Source organism: Leclercia sp. EC_58, assembly GCF_019584355.1.
GTDB lineage: Bacteria > Pseudomonadota > Gammaproteobacteria > Enterobacterales > Enterobacteriaceae > Enterobacter.
Map to the genome: position 1 here is coordinate 813,911 of NZ_VDAM01000001.1, position 16,747 is coordinate 830,657.

17 protein-coding genes are annotated in these 16,747 nt (G+C 56.6%); 5 read left to right on the forward strand and 12 right to left on the reverse strand.

Features of this window, described 5'->3' with window-relative positions; genetic code table 11:
- Positions 1-9: 9 nt before the first annotated feature.
- The 7 genes from FHC51_RS04105 to ftsY all read right to left on the reverse strand — a co-directional run bounded on the left by FHC51_RS04105 (position 10) and on the right by ftsY (position 8,095).
- Entirely contained in the window at positions 10-1,710 is a 1,701-nt protein-coding gene (locus FHC51_RS04105) for a PTS transporter subunit EIIC (protein WP_220434943.1), read from the reverse strand.
- On the reverse strand, positions 1,707-1,880 hold the full coding sequence (locus tag FHC51_RS04110; protein WP_220434944.1) for a PTS lactose/cellobiose transporter subunit IIA: 174 nt from the start codon (positions 1,878-1,880) through the stop codon (positions 1,707-1,709). The genes FHC51_RS04105 and FHC51_RS04110 overlap by 4 nt, the downstream gene beginning before the upstream one ends.
- 499 nt (positions 1,881-2,379) lie before the next feature.
- Complete coding sequence (locus FHC51_RS04115) at positions 2,380-3,477, reverse strand: branched-chain amino acid ABC transporter substrate-binding protein (protein ID WP_103824763.1); 1,098 nt, start codon at positions 3,475-3,477, stop codon at positions 2,380-2,382.
- A gap of 291 nt (positions 3,478-3,768) precedes the next feature.
- Positions 3,769-4,626 carry an RNA polymerase sigma factor RpoH gene (gene rpoH / locus FHC51_RS04120; protein ID WP_032614938.1) on the reverse strand — a complete coding sequence of 286 codons (858 nt, stop codon included), beginning with the start codon at positions 4,624-4,626 and terminating at the stop codon, positions 3,769-3,771.
- A gap of 253 nt (positions 4,627-4,879) precedes the next feature.
- Positions 4,880-5,938 carry a permease-like cell division protein FtsX gene (ftsX, locus tag FHC51_RS04125; RefSeq protein WP_156239929.1) on the reverse strand — a complete coding sequence of 353 codons (1,059 nt, stop codon included), beginning with the start codon at positions 5,936-5,938 and terminating at the stop codon, positions 4,880-4,882.
- Positions 5,931-6,596, reverse strand: coding sequence for a cell division ATP-binding protein FtsE (gene ftsE, locus FHC51_RS04130; RefSeq protein WP_103177363.1), 666 nt, complete (start codon positions 6,594-6,596; stop codon positions 5,931-5,933). The genes ftsX and ftsE overlap by 8 nt, the downstream gene beginning before the upstream one ends.
- Positions 6,597-6,598: 2 nt before the next feature.
- Positions 6,599-8,095 carry a signal recognition particle-docking protein FtsY gene (gene ftsY, locus FHC51_RS04135; RefSeq protein ID WP_220434945.1) on the reverse strand — a complete coding sequence of 499 codons (1,497 nt, stop codon included), beginning with the start codon at positions 8,093-8,095 and terminating at the stop codon, positions 6,599-6,601.
- A 137-nt stretch (positions 8,096-8,232) separates the two neighbouring features.
- On the opposite strand from ftsY, the gene rsmD reads away from it, so the two are divergent.
- Positions 8,233-8,835, forward strand: a complete 603-nt coding sequence (gene rsmD / locus FHC51_RS04140; RefSeq protein WP_220434946.1) for a 16S rRNA (guanine(966)-N(2))-methyltransferase — start codon at positions 8,233-8,235, stop codon at positions 8,833-8,835.
- Positions 8,819-9,100, forward strand: coding sequence for a DUF1145 family protein (locus FHC51_RS04145; protein WP_103824760.1), 282 nt, complete (start codon positions 8,819-8,821; stop codon positions 9,098-9,100). The genes rsmD and FHC51_RS04145 overlap by 17 nt, the downstream gene beginning before the upstream one ends.
- A 63-nt stretch (positions 9,101-9,163) precedes the next feature.
- Here FHC51_RS04145 and FHC51_RS04150 read toward each other — a convergent pair whose 3' ends face one another.
- Positions 9,164-9,523 (reverse strand): DUF2500 domain-containing protein, encoded by a 360-nt coding sequence (locus FHC51_RS04150; protein ID WP_220434947.1) that lies wholly within the window; start codon positions 9,521-9,523, stop codon positions 9,164-9,166.
- A 127-nt stretch (positions 9,524-9,650) separates the two neighbouring features.
- Between FHC51_RS04150 and FHC51_RS04155 the strand changes: the two genes are divergently transcribed.
- Together FHC51_RS04155 and zntA are read left to right on the forward strand one after the other, a co-directional pair.
- Complete coding sequence (locus FHC51_RS04155) at positions 9,651-10,277, forward strand: lysoplasmalogenase (protein ID WP_114316485.1); 627 nt, start codon at positions 9,651-9,653, stop codon at positions 10,275-10,277.
- A gap of 72 nt (positions 10,278-10,349) precedes the next feature.
- Positions 10,350-12,536, forward strand: coding sequence for a Zn(II)/Cd(II)/Pb(II) translocating P-type ATPase ZntA (gene zntA, locus FHC51_RS04160; RefSeq protein ID WP_220434948.1), 2,187 nt, complete (start codon positions 10,350-10,352; stop codon positions 12,534-12,536).
- Positions 12,537-12,617: 81 nt separating this feature from the next.
- Here the strand turns inward: zntA and FHC51_RS04165 are convergent, their stop codons facing one another.
- The 4 genes from FHC51_RS04165 to tusA form a co-directional block, all read right to left on the reverse strand.
- Entirely contained in the window at positions 12,618-13,904 is a 1,287-nt protein-coding gene (locus FHC51_RS04165) for a TRAP transporter large permease (RefSeq protein ID WP_220434949.1), read from the reverse strand.
- Positions 13,905-13,914: 10 nt separating this feature from the next.
- On the reverse strand, positions 13,915-14,424 hold the full coding sequence (locus FHC51_RS04170; protein WP_220434950.1) for a TRAP transporter small permease: 510 nt from the start codon (positions 14,422-14,424) through the stop codon (positions 13,915-13,917).
- 12 nt (positions 14,425-14,436) lie between these two features.
- On the reverse strand, positions 14,437-15,408 hold the full coding sequence (locus tag FHC51_RS04175) for a TRAP transporter substrate-binding protein (RefSeq protein ID WP_114316482.1): 972 nt from the start codon (positions 15,406-15,408) through the stop codon (positions 14,437-14,439).
- Between the two features lie 234 nt (positions 15,409-15,642).
- Positions 15,643-15,885 carry a sulfurtransferase TusA gene (gene tusA / locus FHC51_RS04180; protein ID WP_114316481.1) on the reverse strand — a complete coding sequence of 81 codons (243 nt, stop codon included), beginning with the start codon at positions 15,883-15,885 and terminating at the stop codon, positions 15,643-15,645.
- A 167-nt stretch (positions 15,886-16,052) separates the two neighbouring features.
- Between tusA and FHC51_RS04185 the strand changes: the two genes are divergently transcribed.
- Complete coding sequence (locus FHC51_RS04185; protein ID WP_114385585.1) at positions 16,053-16,718, forward strand: 7-cyano-7-deazaguanine/7-aminomethyl-7-deazaguanine transporter; 666 nt, start codon at positions 16,053-16,055, stop codon at positions 16,716-16,718.
- Positions 16,719-16,747: the final 29 nt, after the last annotated feature.

Consider the following 16,747-nt stretch of genomic DNA (forward strand, 5'->3'; position numbering starts at 1 on the left):
ATAACTTCCTTATTTTAACAACGTGACGGCATGCTCAATGAGTGCCTGACCATTCATATTTGAAAAATGCTGCGGGTTAACCCGCGCCACGCGGCAGCGATCCCCTGCCGTTTCCCGAACGTTGCTTTCCATATAGGTAAGCTGCGGCGAGAGGAGTATCAGGTCAGCTTTTTGCACGGTTTCTTCGAGGTTGCCGATATGGGTGGCGCTAATCGACGCGGTACAGTGGATACTCTCTGCATATTGCCGCATCTTTTTTGCCACCAGCGAGGTGGACATGCCCTCGTTACACATCAGCACGATGGTTTTATCGTCCAGCGGGTGAGCCTCGCCCTCGCGCAGCGGCTGCGCGATTGCCGGTTCTGGCTCAGGATCTGTTGGCGGCGTCGTGGCGATGGTCTCGATGACCTGCTGCGCTTTTTTCGCGCTGATTGAGCGCTCATAGGCCAGCAGGAAGGGAAGGTAAATCACGACCCCAACGCCAATCAGGATAATTTGCAGCACCACGTTGCGCAGATCGCCCCCCGATCCCAGCCAGCCGGAGAGCAAAGGCGGTACCGACCAGGGTACGTAGGCGACAATATGCGATACCCAGCCCCAGGCGGTAGCGTAATAGGCGATGATAAAGTTTATCTGCGGGTAGAAAATAAACGGGATCATCATCAGCGGGTTGAGGATCACCGGCAGGCCAAAAATCACCGGCTCGTTGATATTAAACACCCCAGGAGCAATCACCGTTCTGGCGAATTTTTTATGGCTGCTCATGCGGCTGCGCAGCAGGATCGCCAGCAGCAGCGCCAGCGTTGAACCCGTTCCGCCCATGTGACCATACAGGTCGCGAAACGGCAGCACGATAATGTGCGGCGGCTGTAGGCCAGCGGCGAAGGCGGCCATGTTCTCCTGCATGGCGACCAGCAGCGGCGGCTCCAGCACCGGGTTGATAATACCCGAGGGGTGGATACCCAGCGAAAAGAGTAAGTTCGTCAGGGTGGTTAAAGTAATAAAGCCCGGCAGGCTGGTGGTCAGATGGACCAGCGGCTTTTGCACCAAGGTCTGGATCAGCGCAAACAGCTCGGTATGCGTCAAACTGGTAATGGCAAAGGTGGCGACGGAGAAAAAAGCCACGGTGATCATGATGGCAGACAGGGCGTTAAACGACTGCTGCACCATAGGAGGCACCTCCTCCCCCAGCGATATCCGCAGCGCCGGGGAGCTGGAGATCTTCAGAAAAATGCTGGTAGAGAGAAAGGCGCACAGAATCGCCAGAAATACCCCACCCGCATTGGTCTGCGCGTAGGGCACCACGCCCGTCACACTCACCGTCTCGCCGGTGGCAGCGGTAACGGAGGCGGTAACCGGCATCAGCACAAAAAAGCAGGCCAGCGAAACCATCGCGGCAATGATCGGGCTTTCGAACTTACGCTTGCTGGCCAGCGAATAGGCCACCAGCACCGCCAGCATAATGGACAAAATGTTCATGGTGCCGTTGAGCGCCCGCTCGCCGATACCCCGCCACTGCACCATGGTGTCGGCAGAGAGCACGTGGCGCATAAAGCCGTTGGTATCGAGAAAGACGTAGTTGACCATAATAAAAAGCCCGGCCAACACTAAAAACGGGATAGCGATAATAAAGCTGTCGCGCAGGCTGCGCAGATGCACCTGGCCAGCCAGTTTTTGCGAAAAACCGGCAATCGTATCTAAAACCGTCATGATGTGCCTTCCGCTCTGTTCTGGTGGACCTTTTTCGCCTCGGCTAACAGACGCTGCACCTGATCATTATCCTGTCGTTTCGCCGCCTGAAGCGCAGCGAAAGCCAGGCTTTTGCAGCTGCCGGCATGGGTAATTAGCCCCGTAATCATTCCTTCGTAATTTTCTGGCATAGGTATTCTCCCTTTATGCAAAACCCCTGTTTTTGTGCAGAGCGGCAATAAGTTATTCGCGGCTAAATGCCATTTGGGCGCAGGCGAGCCAAACGCTATCGGCAAAGCGATATTGCCTATTATCCTCAGCAATTATTTATCGTCGTAATAAGCGGCAAATATAAGGCTTTAGCAGAGATAATATTTAAAGCGCAATTGCACGCCGCAGCGGTCGTTGGAATCATTGCCGTCGCGATGCAGGTTATATACATCGCGTTCTATTAACGAGCTGTATGTATCAAAATAAATATTAAAGGTTATCCATATCTAAAACGTGACCATTTCCCTGCAGTGACGCCATAATAAAACTATATGGTTTTAAAAAATAATGTATATGATCACATTTTTTGAGATTAGCGAAATGGAATAGCGGACGAGCGCGAAACGACGGGGATGATGTCAGAGGAGGGAATTCGAGAAGATAAAAAAAGGGCGAGCGATGAGACGCTCGCCCTGAGGATTATTTGGCGTCGGTCGCCGTACCGTTGGCATGCCAGTCAAACACGCCGAATTCAAAGCCTTTCAGGTCGCCTTTCTCATCCCAGGAGAGCGGCCCCATTACGGTTTCAACGGCGTTCGCTTTCAGCCAGGTAGCAATGTCAGCCGGTTCAGCGGACTGATTCAGGCCCGCCTGCAGGGTTTGCAGCGCAGCGTAGGTGGTCCAGACGAAGGCACCGCTTGGATCCTGTTTCTTCGCCTTGATGGCGTCTACGATCGGTTTGTTGGCAGGAACCTGGTCGTAGTTCTTCGGCTTGGTCACCAGCAGGCCTTCCGCAGATTCACCGGCGATGTTAGAGAGGGAGACGTTCGCCACCCCTTCCGGACCCATGAACTGCGTTTTCAGACCGGCAGCGCGAGACTGACGCAGGATCTGGCCCATCTCCGGGTGATAACCCCCGTAGTAAACGAAATCGATGTTCTCTTTTTTCAGGCGCGCCACCAGAGTAGAGAAATCTTTCTCACCGGCGGTGATACCGTCGAAGAAGACCACGTTAGCGTTCGCTTTTTTCAGGTTGTCCTGCACGGAACGCGCCAGGCCTTCACCGTACTGCTGCTTGTCATGGACAATGGCGATACGCTTCGGCTTCACTTTCTCAACGATATATTTCGCTGCGGTTGGGCCCTGGTCAGAGTCCAGCCCGGTGGTACGCATGACCATCTTATAGCCACGGGAGGTCAGCTCCGGCGCGGTAGCCGCTGGGGTGATCATCAGAATGCCTTCATCTTCGTAGATGTCAGACGCAGGCTGCGTGGAAGAGGAGCAGAGGTGGCCGATAACGTATTTGATGCCGTCATTCACCACTTTGTTGGCAACCGCAACCGCTTGTTTCGGGTCGCAGGCATCATCATATTTTACGATCTGCAGTTTTTCGCCTTTGATGCCGCCCTTGGCATTAATGTCGGCAACCGCCTGCTCTGCACCTGTGAACTCCTGATCGCCGTACTGGGCTACCGGACCGGACATTGCGCCGACAACGGCCACTTTGATATCAGCCTGAGCGGTGCCGAAAGCCAACGCGATACATCCTGCCAGTAAGGCTTTACCCTTCATATTCATCCTGAGAATCCCCATTATGATGGTTATTGTGTTTGTTGTGATGTTGTTTTTTGGCGCTTTATTTCAATTATGCGTCTGCCGTGCGCGCCTTTTCAGCATACTCTGCTAAAACATACCCCATTTTTATCGAATTGGAATAGCTATTTTGTAATGTATATAAGGTAAGCGAGGCTTTAACGAGTCAGCACACGGCGTCAGGTAACTGTTTGCCAGGAGGGGAGTATTTGCGGGCGCTAAAAAAACAAAACCCCCGAATTTGCATTCGAGGGTTATCGGGGAGCTTCGTGAAGATTACGCTTCGATAGCGGCGCGAAGTTTTTTCATGGCGTTCTTTTCCAGCTGACGCACACGTTCAGCGGAGACACCATAGCGGTCGGCCAGCTCCTGCAGGGTGGACTTGTTGTCTTCGTCCAGCCAGCGGGCACGGATGATATCCTGGCTACGCTCGTCAAGGCCTTCCATTGCATAGGTCAGCTTGTTGGCGGCCTGCTCTTCCCAGTTATCATCTTCAATGCCGTCGGCAAAGTTAGATGACTTATCCTGCAGATAGAGGACCGGGGCCATCGGCTGGCTGTCGGAGGCATCGTCGTCAGAGGACATATCAAAGGTCATGTCCTGCGCGGCCATTCGCGATTCCATCTCACGCACATCTTTGCTGGAGACGCCCAGCTCGCGAGCAACCATTTCCACTTCGTCCTGGTTGAACCAGCCCAGACGCTGCTTGGTTTTACGCAGGTTAAAGAACAGTTTACGCTGTGCTTTAGTAGTGGCGACCTTCACGATACGCCAGTTACGCAGCACGTATTCGTGGATTTCCGCTTTGATCCAGTGCACAGCAAAGGAGACCAGACGCACACCCACTTCCGGGTTGAAGCGACGCACCGCCTTCATCAGGCCAATGTTACCTTCCTGGATCAGGTCTGCCTGCGGCAGGCCGTAGCCCGCGTAATTACGAGCAACGTGAACAACAAAGCGCAGGTGAGACAGGATCAGCGTCTTAGCTGCTTCCAGATCGCCCTGGTAATGCAGCTTTTCAGCAAGCTCCTTTTCTTCCTCGGCCGTCAACATCGGCCAGGTGTTAGCGGCCCGGATGTAAGATTCCAGGTTACCAACAGGGGCTAAAGCTAAAGTTTGCATTTCTTTGGTCATTCATTCCTCTCAATCAATTTTTCTGGCGGCGGTTTGTCCCCATCAGGCAACGAACATGCCAGAATTAATGAGCAACGAGAATATCACTCACTCTTTTATCAGACAGTGATTTTATCCACAAGTTCCGAGTGAAACTGTGAATAAATTACGCACAAAATGTGACATGAAGATGATGATGCGGGCCAGAGTCAACGAAAGGCTCTTTCCCTGCACGGTGATTCTCAATGCAGGGAAAGATTATACCAGAGATTTTTTAGTCAGGGGTAAAGTGACGTAAATGTTGCACGGTTGCTAACCAGGCCGCTATCCAGCCGATCATCGAGCAAACCAGCAGCAATAACAGGCACTCGTCGAAGGATAAGCCACTGATATTAAACTTAGTTCCAAAAACCTGCGCCACTTCGGTTACCGCGGCGGAAAGTCGCATCACCAAAATTTCTGACAAAATCAGTGAAAGAAATGCGCCGGCAAAACCGAGCAGTGCGCCGCCATACAGGAACGGACGCAGGATGAAACCGTCGGTGGCGCCGATCAGCTTCTGTACGTTAATGGTGTCGCGACGGGCAAAGATGCTCAGGCGCACGCTGTTGCCGATAACAAGGAACACCGCCGCTACCATCAGCACGCCGATCATCGCCGCAACGCGCCCGACCAGGCCAGTCAGCGCCGTCAGACGGGCGAACCAGCTGTCGTCCATCCGCACCTCATCAATGCCGTGGATACGGGAGACGCGATCGCGCAGGGTGTTTAGCGACTCGGTGCCCTGGAAATCGAGTTTTGGGATCACCACCGCCACCGCTGGCAGAGGGTTCTCTTCCAGCATATCCAGCGCGCCGCCAAACCCGGACCAGTTACGGAACTCGCCCAGCGCGTCTTCCCGCGACAGGTAGTTCACCTTCTCGACCCCCTGCTCGGCCTGCAGCTGACCCACAACCTGGGCAGCGGCGTTATCGTCGAGGGATTTATCGAGATAAACGGTGATCTGCGGAGAAGGATAGTACTGCGACGCCGCCTGATTAACGTTTTTGTAGACCATGTAGCAGACGCTGGGCAGGGTCAGGGAGATGGCGATCACCATGACCGTCAGGAAAGTGGCGAACGGTTTGCTTTTCAGATCCTGCAATGCGCCCTGGAAAGCGTAACGCACCTGCTCGTTAAACACGTTGGTTTTGCGCGAGTTGGGTCTTGGCGCGGATTTGCTGCGCTTCGGCGCATTGCGGTTGCCGTCCCCCGGGCCGCCTGCCGATTTACGAAAACGGTCAAGTTTGCTGCCAAACTGCCGCATCTGGTTCATTGCGTCACGCTTATTCACCGAGGCCTCCGTGCAAATGACCGTCGCTGAGCGTCAGCATGCGGTACGAACGACGAGCAATCAGCCCCATGTCGTGCGTCGCCATCAGTACTGTCACCCCCACGCGGTTAAACTCCTCAAACAGACGCAGGATCCCTTCGGAAAGGGCGTCGTCCAGGTTACCGGTCGGTTCATCCGCCAGCAGCACCGCCGGTTTATTCACCACCGCGCGGGCAATGCCCACGCGCTGCTGTTCACCGCCGGAAAGCTGGATAGGGAAGTTCTTCGCTTTGTCCAGCAGCCCGACCTTATCCAGCGCCGCCGACACGCGACGACGAATATCATCCCCGCTGGCGCCCGCGATAATCAGCGGGATCGCCACGTTGTCGAAGACCGTGCGGTCCATCAGCAGATGGTGATCCTGGAAAATCATGCCGATCTGCCGACGCAGAAACGGCACTTCGCGGTTTTTCAGGCGGCTGATGTCGTGGCCGCTGAACCAGATTTTCCCGGCGCTTGGCCGTTCGATCCCACAGATAAGCTTGAGCAGGGTACTTTTCCCCGCGCCGGAGTGGCCGGTCAGAAATGCCATCTCGCCCGGCTGCAGGTGGAATGTCACTCCCTGCAGCGCTTGTCTCCCACCGAGATAGGCCTTGCTGACGTGTTCAAAGCGAATCATTGTTAATCCTCTCGGGCAAAAAGTGCCTCAATAAAGTCGCCCGATTTAAACGGACGTAAATCTTCGATACGTTCGCCAACACCGATGTAGCGGATAGGAATACCAAATTGATCCGCTACCGAGAAGATCACCCCGCCTTTCGCGGTGCCATCCAGCTTGGTCAGCGTGATCCCGGTCAGCCCTACCGCTTCATGGAACAGCTTCGCCTGACTGATGGCGTTCTGTCCGGTGCTGGCATCAATAGTCAGCATAATTTCATGCGGTGCATCTTCGTCCAGCTTTTTCATCACGCGGACGATCTTCTTCAGCTCTTCCATCAGGTGCGATTTATTCTGCAGACGCCCTGCGGTATCGGCAATCAGGACATCAATATTGCGCGCTTTCGCCGCCTGAATCGCATCGAAAATCACCGATGCGGAGTCTGCGCCGGTGTGCTGGGCAATCACCGGAATATTGTTGCGCTGGCCCCACACCTGCAGCTGCTCAACGGCGGCGGCACGGAAGGTATCCCCCGCGGCCAGCATCACCGATTTACCCTGCTGTTCAAACTGACGCGCCAGCTTGCCGATAGTGGTGGTTTTACCCACGCCGTTTACGCCCACCATCAGAATAACAAAAGGCATTTTGCCTTCAATATTAAGCGGTTCGTCAACTTTTGCGAGGATTTCACCCATCTCTTCTTTCAGCAGGCCGTAGAGCGCTTCGGCGTCGCGCAGCTGTTTACGGCTGGCGCTCTCCGTCAGGCTGCTGATGATTTTGCGGGTAGTTTCCACGCCAACGTCGGCAATCAGGAGCTGTTCTTCCAGCTCTTCAAAGAGATCATCGTCGATTTTTTTACCGCGGAACAGACTGATAAATCCGGAACCGAGGTTCTCTTTGGTTTTAATCAGGCTGCGTTTCAGGCGCGCGAAGAAACCTTCTTTGGTTGGTTTTTCCTGCTCCTGAACAATCTCTTCAACTGGCTCGTTCTCGTCGGCGACCGGGACAACCATCACCGCCTCTTCTGCCGCCTCAGCCGCCAGCGCCTGCGCTTCGAGCTCTTCGTCGCTGATCGTCTCTTCTTCGGTTTCTGGCAGATACTCTTCCGGGATCACCTCTTTACTCTCTTCAGCGATCTCTTCCGGCAGCGGTAATTCTTCATGCTCGACAGCCTGCGGCGGGAGCTCCTCCGCGACCGGCTCGACAATCTCCTCGACCGCGACAGGTTCTGGCTCAATGGCGACAGGCTCCGGTTCAACCGGCTGCGGTTTTTCGCGCTCCTGAACCTGCTCCGTGACCTCAACCACCTCTTCAGCAAAGGCTTCAGTCTCTTGCGGGCTGTGGGTGCGCGTTTCTGCTTCTACGTCAGCGACGGTTTCAACAGGGGTTTCAGGCTGCGGCTGTTCAACCGCTGCGGGCTGTTCTGCGCTCTGTTGTTCTTCGTTCTGCTGCTCGGTTTCCTGCTCTTTTTGACCAAATCCCAGCCAGGAAAAGAAGCCACGTTTTTTCTCTTTTGCCATCTGCGACTACACCCCTCGCGGTTAATTACTGGCGCTATATACATGGAAGCTAAAAAAATGATGAAATAGTTTATCACTTAACTTAACGCACATCACCGCCTGCAAACGCAGGCCGTACGAGTGACCTGAGCAACAATATGAAGAAACCCAACCGTGCTGCCGCGGGCCAAATTCGCATTATCGGTGGCCAGTGGCGTGGCCGTAAACTTCCCGTCCCGGACAGCCCCGGCCTGCGCCCGACCACCGACCGCGTCCGTGAGACGCTGTTTAACTGGCTGGCACCTTCAATGGTAGATGCCCGTTGCCTGGACTGCTTCGCCGGAAGCGGCGCGCTCGGCCTTGAAGCCCTGTCGCGCTACGCCGCCAGCGCCACGCTGCTGGAGATGGATCGCAGCGTCGCCCAGCAGTTACAGCAAAACCTGGTGACGCTGAAAGCGGCGCACGCCCGCGTCGTTAACACCAATACCCTCGCGTTTCTGGCCCAGGCGGGTACCCCGCACGATGTAGTATTTGTCGATCCGCCGTTTCGCAAAGGGCTGCTGGAAGAGACGCTAACGTTGCTGGAAAACAACGGCTGGCTGGCGGATGATGCGCTAATCTACGTCGAGAGCGAGGTAGAAAACGGTTTACCGTCGGTGCCCGCCCACTGGGATCTGCACCGGGAGAAAGTGGCCGGACAGGTCGCCTATCGTCTTTATCACCGTCAATCACAAGGAGAGACTGATGCCGGTACTGATTAATCTGGGTCGTTTGTTGATGCTGGGGGTCTGGGCATTTTTGCTCCTCAACCTCGTACACCCATTCCCACGCCCGATGAACATTTTTGTTAACGTGGCGCTGATTTTCACCTCGTTTATGCATGCCCTGCAGATGGTGATGCTGAAAAATGGCTTACCGAAAGACGGTCCGCAGATGACCGGCTGGCAGCAGGCCCGCGTCTTTATCTTCGGCGTGTTTGAGCTGCTGGTGTGGATGAAGAAGTTTAAGGCGCAGGTGAAGAAGTAACCTGCAGCCTTCTGCCCGGTGGCGCTGCGCTTACCGGGCCTACGGTTCGTGCGGGCTGGCTGACTACGGCGCCGGATCAAACCCCTCAAACCGTGACCCCTTGTAACGCAACGTTCCTTTATCCCCCACCGTCAGCTGATGGTACTGCTTCTCGTCGAGGCGAAAGGTCATCTCCAGACCGCCGCTTTCCGGCTTAAAGCTCGCTTCATAGCGCATGCTGGTGCCGGCAGGCGCAACCTGCTGCTGACGCGAGCGCCTGTCGTTGAGGGCTTTTTCCCGTTTATTGCTCACCACCACCCGCTTTTGCAGCAGCGGCGCGGCGTCGTTATCGGCCTTTTCCCGACGCTGCTGCACAAAGCGAAATGACGCTGCAACGACGATAATTGCCAGAACGATAATAAAAAAGAGCGGCATCTTGCTCATTAGACAATCCTTAAGACCAGGCTGAAATCAGGATAGCGTGCCACGCTGTGCATTGCTATTGGCCCGTCTGCACCACTACACTGAAGTGAAACTGTTTATTCAACAATAACAGATACAGGGACTTAATATGCTTTGGTCATTTATCGCTGTCTGTTTCTCCGCATGGCTGTATGTCGATGCGTCCTACCGCGGCCCTGCCTGGCAGCGCTGGCTGTTTAAACCCGTCACCCTCCTGCTGCTCCTGCTGCTGGCCTGGCAGGCGCCGATGTTTAACGCCGTCAGCTACCTGGTGCTCGCCGGGCTCTGCGCGTCGCTGGTGGGCGATGCCCTGACCCTGCTGCCGCGCCAGCGCCTGCTCTATGCCGTGGGGGCGTTCTTCTTATCGCATCTGCTCTATACCATCTATTTTGCCAGCCAGATGACGCTCTCCTTCTTCTGGCCGCTGCCGCTGGCGCTGCTGGTCGTTGGTGCGGTGCTGATCGCGGTGGTCTGGACGCGTCTGGAGGAGATGCGCTGGCCAATCTGTACGTTTATCGCCATGACGCTGGTGATGGTGTGGCTGGCAGGTGAGCTGTGGTTCTTCCGTCCGACGGCCCCGGCGCTGTCGGCTTTCGTGGGGGCCACGCTCCTGCTGCTTAGCAATATTGTCTGGCTGGGCAGTCATTACCGTCGCCGTTTCCGCGCCGATAATGCCATCGCCGCCGCCTGCTATTTTGCCGGGCACTTCCTGATCGTGCGTTCGCTCTATATTTAACGCTTGACTCTGGAGTCGACTCCAGAGTGTATGCTGCGGTTAATGAGAAAATTATCATTGCCGGAGAGTGCCATGTCGACTCCAGAAACACCGAAAAAAGTGCCGCAGTTCGCGGCGCTTAAACTCGCCCCCCTTCCCGCAAAAGAGGCCTGCTGTAGCGCGAATCACGCTCCACCGCAGGCCGAAACCGTGCTGCCTGTCGAGGGCGAGCGTTACAGCTGGGTGGTCAACGGCATGGACTGCGCCGCCTGCGCGCGCAAAGTGGAAAACGCCGTTCGCCAGGTGGAGGGAGTGAACCATGTCCAGGTGCTGTTTGCCACGCAAAAGCTGCTGGTTGATGCCACAAGCGACGTCAGCGGCCAGGTCGAGGCCGCGGTAGTGAAGGCGGGCTACACGCTGCGCAATGAAAACGCGCCGGTCGAAAAATCCTCCATGCTGCGCGATAACCTCCCGCTCCTCACGCTGACGGTGTTGATGGCCCTGAGCTGGGGTCTGGCGCACTTTAACCCTCCCCTCGGCAATATCGCCTTTATCGCCACCACGCTGGTCGGGCTCTGGCCGGTGGCCCGTCAGGCGCTGCGTCTGATGAAAAGCGGCAACTGGTTCGCCATTGAGACGCTGATGAGCGTGGCCGCCATCGGGGCGCTGTTTATCGGTGCCACGGCGGAAGCGGCGATGGTGCTGCTGCTGTTTTTAATCGGCGAACGGCTGGAGGGTTGGGCGGCGAGCCGGGCGCGTAAAGGGGTAAGCGCGCTGATGGCGCTGAAACCGGAAACCGCCACGCAGATAATCAACGGCGAGCGCAAAACCGTGCCCATTTCCGGGCTGCGTCCGGGGGATGTGATCGAAGTCGCCGCCGGTGGGCGCCTGCCCGCCGACGGGACGCTGCTCACCGCCGCCGCCAGCTTTGACGAAAGCGCCCTCACCGGCGAGTCCATCCCGGTCGATCGCACCGCGGGCGAAAAGGTGCCGGCGGGAGCCACCAGCGTCGATCGTCTGGTCGAGCTGACGGTGCTGTCGGAGCCGGGCGAGAGCGCCATCGACCGCATCCTGAAGCTGATCGAAGAGGCGGAAGCGCGCCGCGCCCCGGTGGAGCGCTTTATCGACCGCTTCAGCCGCCTCTATACCCCGGTGATAATGCTCATCGCCCTGCTGGTTACCGTAGCGCCACCGCTGCTGTTCAGCGCGCCCTGGGAGGGCTGGATCTACAAGGGGCTGACCCTGCTGCTGATTGGCTGTCCGTGCGCGCTGGTGATCTCGACGCCTGCGGCGATCACCTCCGGGCTGGCAGCCGCGGCGCGACGTGGCGCGTTGATTAAGGGCGGCGCGGCGCTGGAGCAACTGGCGCAGGTGCAGCAGGTGGCTTTCGATAAGACCGGTACCCTGACGGTCGGTAAGCCGCAGGTGACGGGCGTTTACCCGCTCGACAGCGGCGAAAACGACCTGCTGGCGCTAGCGGCGGCGGTAGAGCAGGGTTCCACCCACCCGCTGGCGCAGGCAATAGTACGTGAAGCGCAGATTCGCGGGCTGGCTGTTCCGGCGGCTACCGCACAGCGGGCGCTGATGGGCTCCGGCATCAAAGCCGAGGTCGCGGGCAGTAAGGTGCTGATTTGCGCCGCGGATAAATTCCCTGCCCCGCACCTGGCGGCGCAAATCGCTACCCTGGAGCAGGCCGGGCAGACGGTGGTGATGGTGGTTCAGGACGGCGTGGCAAAAGGACTTATTACGCTGCGCGACACCCTGCGGGATGATGCGAAAGAGGCCGTGCAGGCCCTGCATCAGCTGGGGATCAAGGGTGTGATTCTCACCGGGGATAACCCGCGCGCCGCCGCAGCCATTGCCGGCGAACTGGGACTGGATTTCCGGGCGGGGCTGCTGCCCGCCGATAAAGTGCAGGCGGTGACGGCGCTGAATGACACCGCGCCGCTGGCGATGGTAGGAGACGGCATTAACGACGCCCCGGCGATGAAGGCGGCAACCCTTGGCATTGCAATGGGTAGCGGCACCGATGTGGCGCTGGAGACCGCCGACGCGGCGCTCACCCACAACCGCCTGAGCGGGCTGGCGCAGATGATCAGCCTCGCGCGCGCTACCCACGCCAATATCCGGCAGAACATTACTATCGCGCTGGGGTTGAAGGGAATTTTCCTGGTGACCACCCTGCTGGGCATGACGGGATTATGGCTGGCGGTGCTGGCGGATACCGGGGCGACGGTGCTGGTGACGGCCAACGCGCTGCGGTTATTGCGCCACAGGTAAAAAAAAGCCCGGTGGCGGCTGCGCCTTACCGGGCCTACGATTTTCCAGGCCGGGCAAGCGCAGCGCCGCCCGGCCCCATCGTTACTGCATTCCCAACGTGTGCGGCAACCACAGCGAAATCGCCGGAATGTAGGTCACCATTCCGAGCACCAGCAGCAGCATGGCGTAGAACGGCAGCATCTCCTTCACTACGGCTTCGATCTTCTGCTTGCTCACCGCGCTGGCGACAAACAGCACCGATCCTACCGGCGGGGTAATCAGGCCGATCCCGAGGTTAACCATCATGATCATGCCGAAATGCACCGGATCGATGCCCAGGGCGTTAGTCACCGGCAGCAGAACCGGCGTCAGGATCAGGATGATCGGCGCCATGTCCATCAGGGTGCCAATCAGCAGCAGCATGATGTTGAGGTACATCAGAATGACGTACTTGTTATCCGAGAGCGAGGTGAAGAACTCGGTGATGCGCATCGGCAGCTGCATGTAGGTCATCACCGCACCAAAGGCCGCGGCAAAGCCAATCAGGATCATCACGATGGTGACCGTTTTGACCGTGCGGCACATCAGCTTCGGCAGCTCGTTCCACTTGTAGTCGCGATAGATAAACATGGTGACGAAGAAGGCCCACAGGCAGGCGACCGCCGCAGACTCCGTTGCGGTAAAGATACCCGACAGGATCCCGCCGAGAATAATCACCACCGTCATCAGGCCCCACAGCGCGTCCAGCATGGTTTTTAACGCCTGCTTGAACGGAATGCGCTCCCCTTTCGGGTAGCCGCGCTTGCGTGCAAAGCATAAACAGAGCGCCATCAGCCCCATGCCCAGCAGCAAACCCGGCAGTACGCCCGCGATAAACAGCGTGGCGATAGACACCGTACCGCCTGCCGCCAGGGAGTAGATCACCGAGTTATGGCTGGGTGGAATCAGAATCGCCTGCACCGAGCCGCTGGCGGTGACCGCCGCCGCGTATTCACGCGGATAGCCTTTCTTCTCCATCTCCGGGATCATTACGGTCCCGATGGAGGCGGTATCCGCCACCGAGGAGCCGGAAATGGCGCCGAAAAAGGTGGAGGCGACGATATTCACCAGCGACAGCCCACCGCGAATAAAGCCGACAAAGATATAGGCGAAGTTAACCAGCCGCCGGGCAATGCCGCCTTCCGCCATGATCGCCCCCGCGAGGATAAAGAACGGGATCGCCAGCAGGGTAAATTTGTTCACCCCGCTGGTAATTTGGATCATTAATGCTTCAAGCGGCAGGTCAATCCACAGCGCGCCAGCCACGGCGCTTAAGCCGACGGCAAAGGCCACCGGCATCCCCAGCGCCAGCAAAATGGCGAGGGTGAATAACAAAACAAATGCATCCATTGTTCACCCCTTAACTGTGGTTGCCGATCAGCACGACCGGGCGGTTTTCCTGAGAGCCAAACAGCAGGCGCTCAAGCACAAACAGGATCAAAATCGCCGACCCGACCGGCAGCGGCAGATAACTTTCGCCGGAGGTCATAATCGGAAACTCTGCGACCGGCTGGTCCCAGAGCTCAATGCACAGCAGGTAGCTGTACCAGAACATGATGCCGGAGATGACCAGCATCAGCAGATCCACCACCCGTGCGCAGACCGTTTTCAGTGAGTCTGGCAATCTGTCTGTGAGCATGTTCACCGCAATATGTGAGCCGGCGCGGTAGCTCACCGCCGCGCCGATAAAGGTGAACGTCACCATGCAGATAATGGCAATCGGCTCCGGCCACGACTCACCGCGGTTGAGTACGTAGCGCGAAAAGATGCCAATCGGGATAACGATGGTCATCACCAGCAGCGACAGCCCGGCAATGGCCATCGCCAGCAGGTAGAGACGGTCCATCCATTTCAGATAGAGTTCGGACATAAATACTCCGGCTTACTTAACGTCAGCGATGGCTTTCATCAGATCCTGATGTTTTTCACCATACTGGGCGCGCACCGGCTCGGTCGCTTTAACGAACACCGCCTTGTCGATGTCGTGGAACTGCACGCCGCCCGCCTTCATCTTCGCCAGCGCTTCGTCGTTGTAGGCCTGCCACAGCTTACGCTGTTCAAACTGCGCTTCACGGGCCAGGGTCTTAATTTTTTCCTGCTCGTCGGCGCTCAGCTTGTCCCACTTCACTTTGGAGTAGAGCAGCATTTCCGGGGTGATAAAGTGGCCGCTCAGGGTGTAGTTTTTGGCCACCGGCATGTAGTTGTGGGCGATATAGGTCGGTGGGTTATTCTCTGCGCCGTCGATAACGCCGGTCTGCATGCCGCTGTAGACTTCACTTACCCCCATCGCCACCGAGTTGGCGCCCATATCTTTCAACGTCGCCAGCGCCACCGGGCTGCCCTGAACGCGGATTTTCTTACCTTTCAAATCTTCCGGTTTAACAATCGGATCTTTGGTGATCAGGTTACGGGTGCCGGAGTCCATCCAGCCGAGGAAGACGAGCTTCGATTTCGGGTTCGCCGTCAGTTTTTCGCCGATCTGCTTACCGATGTCGCCGTCGATCACTTTGTGCATATGGTCTTCATCGCGGAATACATATGGCAGGGTAAAGACTTCGATATCCGGCAGGATGGCCGCAACCGGCGCCATGGAGACGCGGATCATATCGATGGCGCCCATCTGCGCCTGCTCAATCATCTGCTTTTCATCACCCAGTACGCCGCCAGGGAAGACTTTGATCTCCAGCTTGCCGTCGGTTTGTTGTTTGAGTTTTTCACCCATATGCTCCACCGCCACCACGTTCGGGTAGCCTTCAGGATGCACATCAGCAGCTTTAATGGTTTGAGCAGAGACAGAGGCAGCAAAAGCAGACAGACACAGAGCGGCCAGCAACGGCTTGATGGTCGTTTTCATTGAGTCAACTCCAGGGTATGAGGTAAGCGTTGGAACGGCGTTTTAGTTTTCAGCTTCAAAACTAGCCTAAGGCCTGGAAAACGAGGGTGAAGCGCCTCACAAAAAAGCGCTAAAATTTGAAACAATGGTTCAAATTGGTGATGGAGTTCAAACGAAATGGCCTTTCAGGCCCGAGCAGGGGGGCATGCCGGGTGGTGGCGTCGCCCTACCCGGCCTACAGATTCAAAGGTTTTATCAGCCTTTGCGGATCAGATAACGATACGGCAGCGAGGCGGTATCCTGTGCCAGCAGTTCGTGTTCCATAAAGGTGCAAAAGCCGGGGATATCACGGGTGGTAGCCGGATCGTCGGCAATAATTAGCAGCGTCTCGCCGGTTTGCATCGTGCGCACGGTTTTGCGCACCATCATAACGGGTTCCGGGCAGCGCAGGCCCTGGGCGTCAAGAGTATGGTCTGGGCTGGAAAACAGATCGGTCATCGTCGTCTCGTTCAGATAAAAAACGGCAGTAGTTTACGCCCCAGGCTGGGCAAAGCAAACCAGGTTAACGATTGCGTAAAAATTAGCCGTTGCAAAGCGCAATGAAAGCAGTATGATGCGGCCGGTTTATTGGGTTCCCTCACCCCAACTTCTAAAAAGGTCACAATATGACGCAGTTCTCTCAATCGCAGCGCGTAAAAGCGTTGTTCTGGCTTTCGCTTTTCCATCTGCTGGTGATCACCTCCAGTAACTACCTGGTACAGCTGCCGATCTCCATTTTTGGTTTTCATACCACCTGGGGCGCGTTCAGTTTCCCGTTTATCTTCCTTGCGACCGATCTTACCGTCCGTATCTTTGGCGCACCGCTCGCCCGACGCATTATTTTTGCCGTCATGCTTCCGGCGTTGTTTGTGTCGTACGCGATCTCCTCGCTGTTCTATATGGGAAGCTGGCAGGGCTTTGAGGCGCTGACGCACTTTAACCTGTTTGTCGCCCGTATCGCCGCCGCCAGCTTTATGGCCTATGCGCTGGGGCAGATCCTCGACGTGCATGTCTTTAACCGCCTGCGCCAGAACCATCTCTGGTGGATGGCACCGACCGCCTCCACGCTGTTTGGCAACGTCAGCGATACGCTGGCCTTTTTCTTTATCGCCTTCTGGCGCAGCCCGGATGCGTTTATGGCCGAACACTGGATGGAAATTGCCCTCGTGGATTACGCCTTCAAGGTGCTTATCAGCCTGGTCTTCTTCCTGCCGATGTACGGCGTACTGCTGAATATGTTGCTGAAAAGATTCGAGGATAAATCTGAAATTTCAGCATTACGGGCAGGTTAAAGGTTCCCCTGAACAGTTGTGATAAGATG

Bases quoted from the DNA above. Each gene is read 5' to 3' on its own strand.
- FHC51_RS04105 (WP_220434943.1), bottom strand. From the start codon at position 1,710: ATGACGGTTTTAGATACGATTGCCGGTTTTTCGCAAAAACTGGCTGGC.
- FHC51_RS04110 (WP_220434944.1), bottom strand. From the start codon at position 1,880: ATGCCAGAAAATTACGAAGGAATGATTACGGGGCTAATTACCCATGCC.
- FHC51_RS04115 (WP_103824763.1), bottom strand. From the start codon at position 3,477: ATGAATATGAAGGGTAAAGCCTTACTGGCAGGATGTATCGCGTTGGCT.
- rpoH (WP_032614938.1), bottom strand. From the start codon at position 4,626: ATGACCAAAGAAATGCAAACTTTAGCTTTAGCCCCTGTTGGTAACCTG.
- ftsE (WP_103177363.1), bottom strand. From the start codon at position 6,596: ATGATTCGCTTTGAACACGTCAGCAAGGCCTATCTCGGTGGGAGACAA.
- ftsY (WP_220434945.1), bottom strand. From the start codon at position 8,095: ATGGCAAAAGAGAAAAAACGTGGCTTCTTTTCCTGGCTGGGATTTGGT.
- rsmD (WP_220434946.1), top strand. From the start codon at position 8,233: ATGAAGAAACCCAACCGTGCTGCCGCGGGCCAAATTCGCATTATCGGT.
- FHC51_RS04145 (WP_103824760.1), top strand. From the start codon at position 8,819: ATGCCGGTACTGATTAATCTGGGTCGTTTGTTGATGCTGGGGGTCTGG.
- FHC51_RS04150 (WP_220434947.1), bottom strand. From the start codon at position 9,523: ATGAGCAAGATGCCGCTCTTTTTTATTATCGTTCTGGCAATTATCGTC.
- FHC51_RS04155 (WP_114316485.1), top strand. From the start codon at position 9,651: ATGCTTTGGTCATTTATCGCTGTCTGTTTCTCCGCATGGCTGTATGTC.
- zntA (WP_220434948.1), top strand. From the start codon at position 10,350: ATGTCGACTCCAGAAACACCGAAAAAAGTGCCGCAGTTCGCGGCGCTT.
- FHC51_RS04165 (WP_220434949.1), bottom strand. From the start codon at position 13,904: ATGGATGCATTTGTTTTGTTATTCACCCTCGCCATTTTGCTGGCGCTG.
- FHC51_RS04170 (WP_220434950.1), bottom strand. From the start codon at position 14,424: ATGTCCGAACTCTATCTGAAATGGATGGACCGTCTCTACCTGCTGGCG.
- FHC51_RS04175 (WP_114316482.1), bottom strand. From the start codon at position 15,408: ATGAAAACGACCATCAAGCCGTTGCTGGCCGCTCTGTGTCTGTCTGCT.
- tusA (WP_114316481.1), bottom strand. From the start codon at position 15,885: ATGACCGATCTGTTTTCCAGCCCAGACCATACTCTTGACGCCCAGGGC.
- FHC51_RS04185 (WP_114385585.1), top strand. From the start codon at position 16,053: ATGACGCAGTTCTCTCAATCGCAGCGCGTAAAAGCGTTGTTCTGGCTT.